General features: G+C 36.4%; 13 protein-coding genes. 5 read left to right on the forward strand and 8 right to left on the reverse strand.

The window, feature by feature from the left end; genetic code table 11:
- Nucleotides 1-52: 52 nt before the first annotated feature.
- Nucleotides 53-2,302, reverse strand: coding sequence for a formate C-acetyltransferase (gene pflB, locus HMPREF3031_RS11705; RefSeq protein WP_002479855.1), 2,250 nt, complete (start codon nucleotides 2,300-2,302; stop codon nucleotides 53-55).
- A gap of 279 nt (nucleotides 2,303-2,581) precedes the next feature.
- Nucleotides 2,582-2,953 (reverse strand): DUF488 domain-containing protein, encoded by a 372-nt coding sequence (locus tag HMPREF3031_RS11710; protein ID WP_002479856.1) that lies wholly within the window; start codon nucleotides 2,951-2,953, stop codon nucleotides 2,582-2,584.
- Nucleotides 2,954-4,194: 1,241 nt separating this feature from the next.
- Here HMPREF3031_RS11710 and HMPREF3031_RS11715 point away from each other — a divergent pair.
- Nucleotides 4,195-4,635: a LytTR family DNA-binding domain-containing protein gene (locus HMPREF3031_RS11715; RefSeq protein WP_002479857.1), complete on the forward strand. Its 441-nt coding sequence runs from the start codon at nucleotides 4,195-4,197 to the stop codon at nucleotides 4,633-4,635.
- Entirely contained in the window at nucleotides 4,632-5,090 is a 459-nt protein-coding gene (locus HMPREF3031_RS11720) for a DUF3021 domain-containing protein (protein WP_057510022.1), read from the forward strand. The genes HMPREF3031_RS11715 and HMPREF3031_RS11720 overlap by 4 nt, the downstream gene beginning before the upstream one ends.
- A gap of 63 nt (nucleotides 5,091-5,153) precedes the next feature.
- On the opposite strand, the gene HMPREF3031_RS11725 is transcribed toward HMPREF3031_RS11720, so the two are convergent.
- The 6 genes from HMPREF3031_RS11725 to HMPREF3031_RS11750 all read right to left on the reverse strand — a co-directional run bounded on the left by HMPREF3031_RS11725 (nucleotide 5,154) and on the right by HMPREF3031_RS11750 (nucleotide 11,374).
- Complete coding sequence (locus HMPREF3031_RS11725) at nucleotides 5,154-5,894, reverse strand: epoxyqueuosine reductase QueH (protein ID WP_002479859.1); 741 nt, start codon at nucleotides 5,892-5,894, stop codon at nucleotides 5,154-5,156.
- A 73-nt stretch (nucleotides 5,895-5,967) separates the two neighbouring features.
- Nucleotides 5,968-6,882, reverse strand: coding sequence for a DUF5996 family protein (locus tag HMPREF3031_RS11730; protein WP_002479860.1), 915 nt, complete (start codon nucleotides 6,880-6,882; stop codon nucleotides 5,968-5,970).
- Nucleotides 6,883-6,993: 111 nt separating this feature from the next.
- Nucleotides 6,994-7,416, reverse strand: a complete 423-nt coding sequence (locus HMPREF3031_RS11735; protein ID WP_002479861.1) for a universal stress protein — start codon at nucleotides 7,414-7,416, stop codon at nucleotides 6,994-6,996.
- Nucleotides 7,417-7,564: 148 nt separating this feature from the next.
- Complete coding sequence (galU, locus tag HMPREF3031_RS11740; protein ID WP_002479862.1) at nucleotides 7,565-8,431, reverse strand: UTP--glucose-1-phosphate uridylyltransferase GalU; 867 nt, start codon at nucleotides 8,429-8,431, stop codon at nucleotides 7,565-7,567.
- 219 nt (nucleotides 8,432-8,650) lie between these two features.
- The gene (locus HMPREF3031_RS11745) at nucleotides 8,651-10,531 is read right to left on the reverse strand and encodes a polysaccharide biosynthesis protein (RefSeq protein ID WP_002479863.1); all 1,881 of its coding nucleotides are present in this window, start codon (nucleotides 10,529-10,531) and stop codon (nucleotides 8,651-8,653) included.
- A 144-nt stretch (nucleotides 10,532-10,675) separates the two neighbouring features.
- Entirely contained in the window at nucleotides 10,676-11,374 is a 699-nt protein-coding gene (locus HMPREF3031_RS11750; RefSeq protein ID WP_002479864.1) for a YveK family protein, read from the reverse strand.
- A 789-nt stretch (nucleotides 11,375-12,163) separates the two neighbouring features.
- Here HMPREF3031_RS11750 and HMPREF3031_RS11755 point away from each other — a divergent pair.
- The 3 genes from HMPREF3031_RS11755 to HMPREF3031_RS11765 are packed head-to-tail and all read left to right on the forward strand — an operon-like array spanning nucleotide 12,164 to nucleotide 14,579.
- The gene (locus HMPREF3031_RS11755) at nucleotides 12,164-12,400 is read left to right on the forward strand and encodes a FeoA family protein (protein ID WP_002479865.1); all 237 of its coding nucleotides are present in this window, start codon (nucleotides 12,164-12,166) and stop codon (nucleotides 12,398-12,400) included.
- Nucleotides 12,393-14,387: a ferrous iron transport protein B gene (feoB, locus tag HMPREF3031_RS11760; RefSeq protein ID WP_002479866.1), complete on the forward strand. Its 1,995-nt coding sequence runs from the start codon at nucleotides 12,393-12,395 to the stop codon at nucleotides 14,385-14,387. The genes HMPREF3031_RS11755 and feoB overlap by 8 nt, the downstream gene beginning before the upstream one ends.
- A gap of 12 nt (nucleotides 14,388-14,399) precedes the next feature.
- Entirely contained in the window at nucleotides 14,400-14,579 is a 180-nt protein-coding gene (locus HMPREF3031_RS11765) for a FeoB-associated Cys-rich membrane protein (protein WP_002479867.1), read from the forward strand.
- Nucleotides 14,580-14,635: the final 56 nt, after the last annotated feature.

Below are 14,635 nucleotides of genomic sequence, written 5' to 3' on the forward strand. Positions count from 1 at the left end.
CTTTTTATTCATAATAGGCATCAAGCCGCAATAAATGCGGCTTTTACCTTAATTACATTCTTTCGTGGAATGTTCTTGAGATAACATCTAGTTGTTGTTCTCTTGTTAATTTAATGAAGTTAACTGCGTATCCAGATACACGGATTGTTAATTGTGGATACTCTTCAGGATGTTCCATTGCGTCTAATAATGTGTCTCTGTTAAATACGTTGATATTTAAGTGGTGACCATGTTGCATTGCGTAACCATCTAATACAGAAACTAAGTTATGGTTTTGTTCCATATCTGTTTTACCTAATGATTTAGGTACGATACTGAATGTATTAGAGATACCATCTTTACAATATTCGTAAGGGATTTTCGCAACTGATGATAATGATGCTAATGCACCGTGTTCGTCACGGCCGTGCATTGGGTTAGCACCTGGTGCGAATGGTTCGCCTTCTTTACGTCCATCTGGTGTATTACCAGTTTTCTTACCATAAACAACGTTTGAAGTGATTGTTAAGACACTCATTGTGTGTTCTGAATCACGGTAAGTTTTGTGTTTACGTAATTTTTTCATGAATGATTTTACTAATTCTACAGCGATATCGTCTACACGTTTATCATTGTTACCATATTTAGGGAAGTCGCCAGTTGTTTCGAAATCTACTGCTAAGCCATCTTCGTTACGGATAGCGCGAACTTCACCGTATTTGATTGCTGATAATGAGTCTGCAGCTACTGATAAACCTGCGATACCTGTTGCCATTGTGCGCATAACATCTGTATCATGTAACGCCATTTCAATACGTTCGTAGCTGTATTTATCATGCATGTAATGGATGATGTTTAGAGAGTTGATATAAACGCCTGCTAACCATTCCATCATTTGATCGAATTTCGCATACACTTCATCGTAGTCTAAGATTTCTGAAGTTACTGGTACGAATTCTGGACCTACTTGTTTGCCTGATTTTTCATCTTTACCGCCGTTGATAGCATAAAGTAAAGTTTTCGCTAAGTTAGCACGTGCACCGAAGAATTGCATTTGTTTACCGATACGCATTGCAGATACACAACATGCGATACCATAGTCATCGCCATAGCTTTCACGCATTAAGTCATCGTTTTCGTATTGGATCGCACTTGATTTGATACTCATTTCAGCACAGAAAGTTTTGAAGTTTTCTGGTAAACGTTGTGACCATAAAACTGTTAAGTTTGGTTCTGGAGCTGGTCCTAAGTTATCTAATGTGTGTAAGAAACGGAATGAGTTTTTAGTAACCATGTGACGTCCGTCAATACCTACACCACCGATTGATTCAGTTACCCAAGTTGGGTCTCCTGAGAATAATTCGTTGTAGTCAGGTGTTCTTGCAAATTTTACAAGACGTAATTTCATAATGAAGTGATCCACAATTTCTTGTACTTCACGTTCAGTGATGTCACCATTTTGTAAGTCACGTTCTGCATAGATGTCTAAGAATGTAGAAGTACGTCCTAAACTCATTGCAGCACCGTTTTGTTCTTTGATCGCTGCTAAGTATGCAAAGTATAACCATTGAACTGCTTCTTTGAAGTTTGTAGCTGGTTTGCTGATGTCATAACCATACATTTCAGCCATTGCTTTTAATTCATGTAATGCACGGTGTTGTTCAGATAATTCTTCACGTAAACGGATTGTTGCTTCGTCCATTTCAGTAGACATGTTATTGAAGTCTTTTACTTTTTCTTCAATTAAGTAGTCCACACCATATAATGCTACACGACGATAGTCACCGATAATACGTCCACGTCCGTATGCATCTGGTAAACCTGTGATGATACCTGCTTTACGGCAAGCTAACATTTCTTTAGAGTAAGCATCGAATACACCTTGGTTATGTGTTTTACGAATGTCAGTAAAGATTTTTTCAGTTTCTTTATCTAATTCATAACCGTATGCTTCACAAGCTGCTTTCGCCATACGAATACCACCGAATGGTTGCATTGAACGTTTGAATGGTTTTTCAGTTTGAACACCTACGATTTGTTCAGTGTCTTTGTTTAAGTAGCCTGCATCATGTGAAACGATTGTTGATGCAACTTTAGTATCCATATCCCACATGCCGCCACGATCGCGTTCTTCTTTAGATAATTCCATAACTTGTTTCCATAAATCACTTGTTGCACGTGTTGGTGATTCTAAGAATGATGAATCGCCATTGTACATTGTGTAGTTCAATTGAATAAAGTTTCTAACATCCACTTCTGAAGTCCATTTGCCAGTCTCAAATCCTGCCCATGCTGATTGTTTTCTTGATTTTGGTTCAATCATTGATATCCCTCCATGGATAATGTGTATTTTAGGTTTATTGTTTGTTCACCTTTTCACATACTATTATACATTGACTTGTGAAATAAATCACTAAAATATGAAAACGTTTTAATAAACATGTGTCAAGGTTGTGACTCTGTTAGATTAAGTGTTACATTCAAAAATCACTGTATTAGAACAGTAAATTTTTAATTGCAAATAAAAAACAATCCAGTAAAGCGTTATATGCATTACTGGATTGCTTCAATATTTATTCAATGATTACTGGTTAATTTAACGTTACTTGTATCCTTGATCTTTCAAATAAGATTGTAAGACAACAGCTTGATTATGTTTTTCATCTTTAGCGCCAAATAGAATAATCACATCTTTACGTGCATCTTTAACCATGCCTTCTAATGTTTTGAGTTCTTCGTTTTGTTCATCATTGTTTTCAAGTTCTTTGATATATTTCTTTTTAAAGTCTTCGAACTTATCTGCATCATGGTTGAACCACTCTCTTAATTCTTTTGTCGGTCCGATATTTTTTAACCATTCATCCAAATTCGCATTTTCTTTTGAAATACCACGTGGCCAAACTCGATCCACTAATACACGTACACCATCATCTTCTGCTTTGTCATCATAAATGCGTTTTACTTTGATTGCCATACAAGTATCCTTCCTTTCAAACAATAATCAGCACTTTATATTTATTATACCCTTGTCCTATATACACAAACGACGCTCATTTCTTATTTTAATAGGAAGAAACACAACATTCCGTATTGTATACAATCATTCTGTGGTGGTACAGCGCTTACATAGTACAACAGTAAACTGTACAGTTTCACAATAACGTCACAACTCTAAAAAGTTATGCACCATTTATAGTGATTTTAATCACAACTCATGTTATTGTAGTATGTGAAATAGATAACAAAGTTGTTTCAAGCGATAATGTTGTTCATGAGACCCCTGAGACACGAACAACAGATAGATGAGCGCTTTAAACAACGCTATCTATTTAATATTTTAATTTGGCGGCATTATTTTACGATAATGCGACGCTTTACAGTGAACGAGTACATCTCAGAACAACAATCTAGAAATGTCATTGGCAGGAACACCGTGGTAGGATTTCTGTCATGTTGCTGCATATTTCTTTAAAGATGTTCCCCGCATCCTAAAGAAACATGTATCAATTTTAGTATATTTCAGGAGGTGAGTTGCTCATATAAGCGAAAACGAAGACAGGATTACCCCATCCTAATTTCGATGCTGACATATTCGAATCATATTAAACTTTGATGTGTTTCCCCTGATACATCAAGTTAACAACAAAATTTCAAAACAGCTGCATTTTAAAGTAAGTGGCTCCCCAACCATTTACTTAGTATACTCCCAACTTTCGTAAGCGGCTGTAAGGAATGATGTGCCCCGATAATATGAATCGAATGCACAAGCTTATCTCTAAAAATGAGTCGTAGGTATATTCAAAAGTTGAGCATTCATGAAACAGATAGATTGGATGACAGAGGATTCAACGTCTGCATGTCATACATGCTCAATCCACTCCTTAAAAATTGTAGGCAAAGTAAGTAATAAGAATGATAACCAATCATATTGATGAACTCTGATAGAAATATACTAAATGGTTAGTCTCAATACACTTTCCCCTGAGTGTATTGAACAATGAGTAAACTCCTTAAAAATTGATATTGTTATTACAAGTACTAGAAATGATTCCCCTTCATTTCTAAAATCACTGTAATGGAGAGAAGGTTTCCCCAGACCTTCTCTCTTTTTTGCTTTTTAACCACTTGTCGTCTCCTTGATACCACATGTATCAAAACTATTCTCATAATCATCAAGCTCTGCTTTAATAGAATTAAAGAGAGGAGCGAGTGCTCATGAAAATCAATTCCTATTTTGATCCGACTTATCCTGAAGAATATGTTGATATCTACGCACACGAACATTCCAAAACAGTCGATGCGATTATACAAGCTGCACAACAAACATCAACCATTCAAACTTTAACAGGCAAAGAAAATGATAAAACATACCGCTTCCCCATAGAAGATTTCCTCTACATCCGTTCAGAACAGCGCAAACTCTTCGCCTATACAACCTCGCATCGTCTGCACATTCAACAGCGCTTTTATCAGCTAGAACAATCCTTACCAAAGGATTTCATCAGAATCTCACAATCAGAAATCATTAACATGCATAATATTAAGCACTTAAGCTTAAGTAAAAACGGTATGATTCATATCGAAATGAAACATGGTGAAGCAACTTATTCCTCACGACGTTATTTAAAACAATTGAAAGCGAGGTTATTCCAATGAAACATATGATTAAACAATTATGTATCGGTTTTATGGTTGGCATAACGATAGGTATCACAATGTCTCTTATCTTCTCGTTTATTTTTGCGCAAGGTCAATACGAACCCTTATCACCCGTTTCAACAATGGGAATGTATTATCATACACATCTTTCTGAAGTGATGACCATGTTCGTATGTGTCATCATATGGGGACTGATTGGTGTACTCTTCACACTCGCTGAAATGATTTATTATAAAACAGATTGGAGCTTGCTTAAAACAACACTCGTCCATTTAGTACTCTGTTATGTTGGATTCTTACCGCTTGCGATGTTAGCTGGATGGTTCCCGCTCGATTTATTAAATATCTTGGTATTTACACTCATCTTCCTCTTCATCTACAGTATGATTTGGATCATCAACTATATTAAGAATAAACGCTTAGTCAATGAGATTAATCACAAACTCAAATAAATAAAAAGCTCCCGATAAAGGATTCACTGTATCAGTGCCTGCCTCATCGGGAGCTTAATTGATTTATGATTGTGTAGTTTCATTGTGCTCAAGCTCATCAAAGAAAGCTTGGGCTGCTTTATTCACTTCTTTAAAGTCAATCCCTTGTGCTTGTGCCGCAAAAACACAGCCACAATAACATTGACGATAAATATTATAGTCTCGACACATTTCTAAAGAACGTTCATAGCCTTTATTCTTTTTGAAATCACTCGGTAAATAATTAACATCATATAATTTTTGAACTTCTGATCCTATTTCATTAATCAACTGCGCGTTTTTCTTTGGCGATAATGTTAATGCGCTGCCGAAATAATCATAACCATATTTGACAGCCGCTTCTGCCACCATATCCAAACGCATTTCAAAACATGCCGTACAACGTAAGCCACCTTCTGGTTCATCTGTCACACCACGTTCTTTCGCCATCTTCATAAATTCATGCGGCTTATAAGGGGCTTCGATATAGCGGACATTTGTCCCATTACGTTCATTGAAATCTTTAATAAATGCTTCTTGTACATACGCACGGCGTTCATATTCTTTCTTTGGATGAATATTCGGGTTCGCAAAATAAATCGCCACATCCGCATACTGTGTCAAAAACTCTAACACATACGTACTACAAGGCGCACAACAACTGTGCAATAAGATTTTAGGACGTTCCTCTGAGCGCTCCCATTGCTGTATCATTTTCTTTAAGACTCTATCGTAATTGATCTTTTGATTTTTCATCTTGGCTACAATGCCGTCCATTTCAATCATGGATGTCTTCGCTCCTTCTTAGTTGAGAATTTATATGTGCGTTTATTATAACGGAATTATCATGGATGTGCTATCACTCATGGTCTGATACGTTATTCTTCGGCATATTCAATGGGATCGTATAATGTGACGTGTCTTCCCAACCTTGGTGCTCAGTAAAGATTTCAAAGCCGCGTTTAAATGTTTCATCTATCGTATCTAATTCATCTAAATCACCGCGTTGTAACTCATAAACAAATTCTGTTAATTGTTTACTGAAATAAGCGCCTTCTGGTAATGTACCTTCATACGTAAAGTCAGCATCTACGAATGGATAAGGTAAGACGAAGAAAGTAGGTCCTTCAAAGTTATCATCACCGAACCAGAAACCAAATTCTACAAAACGTTCATCGAAACAACCATATTCAATCACTTGGCGTGGTTTGAATGTTTCATGCATTTCGTTATACACCACTAATGTTGATACATCGAATGTTCCCCAGAATAAACCAGGACCTTCTACACGTGCACGTAAAGGGTGCACAAAGCGTTCTAATGCACGATTCGCATACTGAAAGAGTTGGATAGCTTTCACTGCTTTATCATGGTCATAATGGTGATGTTTTGTATCTTCATCAAATGGTGTTTTATCTGCCAATTCTTGAGGTTCTGGATTAATGTCGACTTCAATATCAAACTCTTTAACTGTTCCTGTGATTTGTTTGTAGTAGTCTTGAACTGTTTTACCATCTTGTAGTGGGAAGGTTGTCATATCTTCATTCACACGCACTTCGATTTGATCGTCTAATACGTTCACGCTGATTGAGAAATATTTTTCACCAAAATACAACATCCCTGTCGTAAAGCCTTCAGGTGTGATATTTAAGACTACATGTTCCCATTGAGGTGCTTGATAAGCACACGCTAATTTATATTTACCTAGTATTTGCGCAATTAAATGTAATGTTTGATGCTCTTCTTTCCAATCTTGATACTTTAAGATTTCCATGGAAATACCTCCTCTTTTTCTTACCTCTACCCCTTTTTATCGGAGAAATGTAAAAGAAACCGCCGAAGCGGTTTCTAACTGTCATATCTATTCAACGACCATGTTATAGATTTACTTAACGATTAATACTGGCGTATTAGAACGTTTTGCGACTTTATGAGTCACATGGCCTAGTACGTGTTTAATTTCAATGCGAGAACGTTTGTTACTCATCACAACGATATCATAATGATTTTTCTCTAACTCATCTAAAATTTCAATTGTCGGACTACCTGTTGTAAAGACAATTTCATAGTTCATGCCTTTATCTTCAAGGATTTGTATAAATGGTTTCATGTCGACTTCTTTTTCTTTTGTCACTTCTTCAAAGTGTTTGTTTTGATAACGTACATAGTTTGCTAATTCAGTTTCAGAAATCACATGATACACAGTGATTTTGGCTTGATCATTTCCTCTTGTTAAAGCTTCTAATTGGTCTGGTACATTGTTGAACGCATTACCGAAATCATACGGTACTAAAATATTATTATACATACAACTTCACTTCTTTCTTGATAAAGTTTAGTATTAACCTATTCATTATTAATATACCCTAAGTTATTAATCTATAACGGAAACTTCCTATTTTGTGCATGAAAAAAACAGAAGATGCGAATAAACATCCTCTGTTCTAAATTATGGCTTATAAATCTAAAGATTGGATATATGATTTGATTTCTTCTTTCATTTCATCATCTTTTAATGCATAAGCAATCGTCGTTTTAACGAAACCGATTTTCTCTCCAACATCAAAACGATGTCCTTCAAAATCATACGCAAACACTTCATCGTCATGATTCAAGCGTTCAATCGCATCTGTTAATTGAATTTCGCCGCCGCTGCCTTTATCTTGCGTAGATAAATAATCGAATATTTCAGGTGTTAAGACATAACGCCCCATAATCGCAAGATTTGATGGTGCTGTCCCTGGCGCTGGTTTTTCGACGAATTTTTCCACTTCATACAAACGCCCATTTTGCTTCTCAGGTTTCACAATACCATAACGGTGTGTTTCCTTTTCCGGCACTGTTTGTACACCGATGACAGATTTGCCTGTTTCATCATAAACATCCATTAATTGTTTAATTGCTGGTGTATCAGATTCCACAATATCATCACCAAGTAACACAGCGAACGGTTCATTACCGATGAATTGTCTTGCTGTCCAAATCGCATGGCCTAAACCTTTTTGTTCACGCTGACGGACATAAAATACGTTGGCTAAGTGTGTAGAGCGTTGCACTTTCTCTAATAAATCTGTTTTGCCTTTTTCTCTTAAGTTGTTTTCAAGTTCAACTTGATTATCAAAGTGATCTTCAATGGCACGTTTGTGTTTACCTGTCACAATAATAATGTCTTCAATTCCTGCGCGATAGGCTTCTTCAACGATATATTGAATCGTCGGCTTATCTAAAATCGGCAACATTTCTTTCGGCATCGCTTTTGTTGCTGGTAGGAAACGTGTTCCTAGGCCTGCTGCGGGAATTACTGCTTTTTTAATCTTAGTCATACAATATCTCCTTTTTCATCAGGTGGTCTGAAATTATCAAGATTATACCTTGACTTATCTTTTAAACAGCCACATTTAAAACGTTCATCTCTTTATCTTCAAACTGTGATTTCATCACAAATTGTAACGTTTACATCACTGATAATATTAGGGTTTTATCGTTTAATAGTCAACTTTTAACAAAAGCACCTGATTTTCATCAGATGCTTAGTTGAGGTGTTATTTGATTAGACGAAAGGGAGGGATATCAGAGTTCCCTTCATCATCTTTTTGTGGTTTATTGTTAATGTCGTAGCGATGATTCGCAAGATCAATTAATTTTTGTTTATAGTCCTTACTATGAATAATCTCATCTAAAATACGTAGGACATCTTCATTTTTCATTTCTTCTACTTTACCGCGGTAGATTTTTTCATAAACTTGTTCTGGATGGATTTCGTCTTCATCAAGCAACTCTTCATATAACTTTTCACCAGGTCTGAGACCTGTGAATTTGATTTCAATGTCTCCATCTCTATAACCGCTTAAGCGAATTAGGTTTTTCGCAAGATCTACGATTTTAACAGGTTCTCCCATATCTAATACGAAGACTTCACCGCCATCCGCAATCGCACCTGCTTGTAATACCAGACGTGCTGCTTCAGGGATTGTCATAAAGTAACGTGTGATTTCAGGGTGTGTCACGGTAATCGGACCGCCCGCTTCAATTTGTTTCTTGAATAACGGGATAACAGAACCACGTGAACCTAATACATTACCGAATCTTACTGCCACAAAGTTCGTATGACTGTTTTCTTCATTCATACTTTGTACAATCATTTCAGCGGCACGTTTAGACGCACCCATCACATTCGGCGGATTCACTGCTTTATCTGTAGAAATCATAACGAACTTAGATACTCTCGCTTCTCGCGCTGCTTCAGCCACATTTTTCGTTCCGATTACGTTATTTTTAATCGCTTCACATGGGTTATATTCCATCATCGGCACATGTTTATGTGCAGCTGCATGGTAAACCACATATGGTTGGTAATGACTGACGATTTTAAATAAGCGTGAACGGTCTTGAATATCAGCGATAACCGGTACGATATCAATTTGATCGCCGTATTGTTTTTGAAGTTCTTGGTGAATTAAGTAAATACTGTTTTCACCATGTCCTAACAAAATAATACGTGCGGGTGCAAAACGACACACTTGTCGACAAATTTCAGAACCGATTGAACCGCCGGCACCTGTAACCATAATTGTTTGATGTGTTAATTCTTTGGAAATCATTTCCATGTCCAACTCTACAGGATCACGTCCAAGTAAATCTTCAACTTCCACTTTCTTTAATTGGCTGACTTCTAATTTACCTGACATAACTTCTTCAATGTTCGGCATTTTCAATACAGTCGCTTGTGTGTTTTCACAAATACTATTGATTTCTCTTAAGCGCTGTTGTGTTAACGTTGGTATCGCAATAATGATATTTTTAATACGATATTTATTAACTAGATCTGGGATATCTTCAATAGTACCTTGAACTTTAACCCCTTCTGTAATCGTCAACTTTTGTTTCTTTGGATCATCATCCACGACTACAACAGGTTCCATGCCCATAGTCGGACGTTTCAACATTTGGTTAATCAACATTGAACCGCCTTCACCAGCACCGATAACTAATGTATTCTTACGTTTAACGCCTTTACGTACCAGTGTTCTTCTAAATAAACGCCATGATAAACGAGAACCTCCGATTAATAACACATGCATCATCCATGTGATGAAGTATAATCTCAAAAACGGACCTTCATGTGTAAAGAACGGTACGATTAAAACGGTCATGGCCATCGAACATGTGACCGCTTTAACTATGACAATCATTTCATTGACACTCGCATATTCCCACGCCCGGTGGTATAAGTTGAATACACTGGCAAAGATGTGATGAGAAAACAGCAATACCAGTGATGATAAAATTAACAATGATAAAGAATAACCGCGGAAATACGGTTCAAGAATTAAATAACTCAAAAAGACAGAAAAAGCAACAATGATTGAATCAATAAACAATAGTAATATCAGTCGCTGCTGTCTTGCGGAAATTTTTGACACTTTATTTCACCTCAATTAATTGATCTCTGTTTACTCTCGGTGTAATGTTTATGTTATTTCTAAATGAAATGGAAAAGGTTGGGAAGCTTACCTGTCCCAACCCGCTGTTCCTCTCAGATTCTTGCTGCAAGACTTGCGCTTATCTTAGCGTTCAAAGTCATCTTGTGTTAAATCTTCTCGTTTTGTACGTCTACGTTGTTGTGTATGTTGTGTCTGATGTGTATTTGGTTTTGAAGAACTTTTTGATTGATTTAAGAACTCTCGGATTAAGATTAAAATAACTGCGATAATAAAGCCTGCGACCAACCCTATAAATGCATTTTTAGCAATGCTTGATGAAATTTCTTTCACATCATCTTTGGATTTAGAAAGAATTTCAATACCGCCATCTGGTGATATTGCATTGACCTCTTCTTTAAGTACTTCAGCAGCAGTATCTGCGATTTTCACCGCATCTTTCTCACTATTAGCCGTTGCGGTAAAGTTCAATACTTGAGAATTCGGTTGGTTGTTCACTTCTACCTTCTCAGTGATGGATTTCGCATCTTCATCTTTTCCAATCTCTTCTGCCACTTTGCCTAAGACACGTGGGCTTTTCGCAATATCAGTATATGTAGCCACAATTTGAGAATCAGCTTGGTATTTCTCAGCCATCGTCAAATCGCCTTTATCACTTTTTTCAATCAATACTTGTGAAGTTGCTTCATATTTCGGTTGTGCTATAAGTGCTGTTAACAGCACGCTTAAAATCAGACCTGCAATAGGAAAAATAATCAACCACTTTAAGTAACGCTTGATTATCCTCCATACATTTGAAAAATCAAAACTATTATTTTCTTCCATATTGCTTCGTTACCTCCGTAATGCGGAAATTGAATGATACATGTCAGAAACGTTAAAGTTATTTTAACTTACACAACAAATTCCGACCGTTTGATAACCATTATAAAGGAAAACAAAATAAATTAATTCACATTAATTGAATTGTTGCATAAGTTTTACATGTAATTAACATTCTTAAATCGCAATTAACGACAGAAACAACAAAGTATACAATAAACCTAAAGAAACGCAAAAATAGCTTCATACTTGCTTAACATTAAATGCATTAAACATTGAAGTCACAAAAACATCTAAGATATGCATAAGCGTGCATGATCAAGTGTTAAATTAATTTTAGGTTAATGGAATAAAAAAATGCATCATTTGAAAATAACGCATGTCTACATGCGTGGTCATGAAGTTTAAGCAATTGTCTATTCTTACATAAACAGCCTAGCTTTTTCGTTGCGAGTTGGAGATGTTCTAAGATGAGGAATAAATAATCGCACTAAAATTTGTGCCTAAAACAAAAAATCATTTCTATCATTATTATGATGACAAAATGTTTGTTAACAAGATTGATTATAATATACAACAAACTTAAAAGGCAATAGGCTTGACAATCCATTTTCAAAATTTTGTAAAGGTTCATACACATACTCAGTTTGTTTGAAACAAACAAAAAATGTAACACTGTTCAAATAATGTTCGAAATAACTTTTAAACTTTATATTGTAGTCATCTTCTTTTTAGTGTAAAATATCAATGATAATAGTTATCAATTAGTAATAAACGAGAGAGGTGTCCCGTATGGTAGACGCAGCAAACGCCAAAAAAGGTTTAACTTATAAAATCATCAACATGAACTTCGATAATACAATGCTAGCACATCGCTTAAGCGCACTTGGTTTTACAGTCGGAAGCAAAATTAAAGTACGTCAGAAATTCTTTATGAAAGGTCCATGCACATTAGAAATGGACGGACAATGTATCGGCATCAGACATTGTGATGCATGTAAAATCACATTGGAGCAAGCGCATGTCTAATACCTATTGTATTGTCGGCAATCCGAATGTCGGCAAAACCACACTGTTCAATGCCCTGACAGGTTCATATGAATATGTCGGCAACTGGAGCGGTGTGACCGTTGAAAAGAAAGTCGGTATTTTATCAGATAAGCAAGGAGATCTGGTCGATTTACCTGGTATTTATGACTTATTACCGATTTCGAAAGATGAAACAGTCGTGACAGATTATTTACTGCACGATGAGTTTTCAAAAATCATCAATATTGTCGACGCAGTACAATTAAAACGTAATTTATTATTAACGACACAATTGATGGAATTCGGGGCACCTTTATTACTTTGTTTAAATATGGGCGATGTCGCAGAGAAACGCGGCATCCAAATCAATCGTAATTTATTGATGCGTCGTTTGAAGTTGCCGATCTTGCCGATTGTGGCGAGAAGCGGCCAAGGTATCGATAGCATCTTAGAACTCTTGAAAGAAGAAACTTTATCTACATCACAACCAGTGAAAATTCCATACGAGCATAAAGTTGAACACGCCTTATCTGAAATACAACATTATTTAAAACATCATTTAGAATTGCCTGAGAAACGCCATCGTTTTATCGCTGTTCAATATTTACTGGGCAATCCAGCCATTGAACACTATATCAGTGCACATCATCATGAAGATTTACGTCAAATCCGTAATCATCTTGCTGAACAATTAGATATTTCAATCGTGGATAGTATGCGTCGTTCACGTACTGAGTTTATCGACACACTTATTGAAGATGTCATTACGCATCAAGATAAGAAAAAACAATATTTGACTGACCGTATCGACAAAATTTTAACAAATAAGATTTTAGGTATCCCTATCTTTTTAGGTATCATGTGGCTGATTTTCCAAGCGACCTTCTCATGGATCGGTACCCCGCTGTCAGATAAATTAGATGAATTTATCGGCGGTACCTTTACAGATTGGGTCAACCAAGGAATGGATGCGATTGGACTCTTCCCATTCATGAAAGATTTGATTACAGATGGGATTATCGCAGGTGTCGGTGCTGTCTTAGTTTTCGTACCGCAAATCTTAATTCTATTCTTCTTTATTTCAGTATTAGAGGATTCAGGTTATATGGCACGTATTGCCTTGATTATGGATAAAGTCATGGAAGGCTTAGGTCTTAATGGTAAATCATTTATCCCAATGATTATCGGCTTTGGTTGTAATGTACCAGGTGTCATGGCAACGCGTTCTATTGAACAAGAGAAAGAGCGTTTAACGACGATTTTAATTACACCATTCATGTCATGTTCAGCGCGTTTACCTGTATACGCATTATTTGTAGGTGTTTTCTTCCAAACACACCAAGCACTCATCGTGTTAAGTTTATACGTGATTGGTATTGTCGTCGCATTAATTGTCAGCTTTGTGATGACAAAAACAATTTTGAAAAAGGAAAACTCAGTTTTTATGATTGAATTACCACCTTATCGTTTACCATCAGCAAAAACACTTTGGCGTAGTACATGGGAAAAAGCAAAAGGCTTTGTGAAAAAAGCAGGTACATTTATCTTCGGTGGATCAGTCGTTATTTGGTTATTAAACTATGCAGGTCCAACTGGCTTTGGCGTTGATGTTGACCATAGTTTCTTACACTTAATCGGTGCAGCGATTGCGCCATTATTGATTCCATTAGGATTCAGTTCATGGCAAGCCGGTGCTACATTAATCCCTGGCTTCTTAGCTAAAGAAGTCGTTGTCAGCGCAATGGCGATTATTTACGCCGTAGACAGCCAAGGTTTAACAAATATGATTGCGAGTCATTTCACACCCGCATCAGCGTATGCGTTTATGTTATTTATCTTATTGTACATTCCATGTTTGTCCACTGTCGCAGCCATCAGAAAAGAAACAGTGTCTTGGAAATGGACGATTATCGCAACGCTTTATCCGATTGCGATTGCCTATCTCCTAGCATTTGTGTTCTACCAATCTAGCCAACTCTTTTTCTAGGAGGAATTATTTATGACACTACTCATTAATCTTGTCATCTTTTTATTGATATTTGGATATGCGGCCTTTACAATCGTCCGCTTCTTCAAAAAATCAAAACAAGGCAAATGCGCAGCTTGCGACATCAACAAAGGTTGTGGTCATTCAATGCCTAAAGAAATGAAAAAACATCAACAACATCACTCATCATAAATTTACTAATATAAATAAAACCGGCTCTCTGTCAAATAGGACTGGTGAGCAAAAAC

It is taken from the genome of Staphylococcus sp. HMSC072B07, from assembly GCF_001815505.1.
GTDB classification, from domain to species: domain Bacteria; phylum Bacillota; class Bacilli; order Staphylococcales; family Staphylococcaceae; genus Staphylococcus; species Staphylococcus simulans.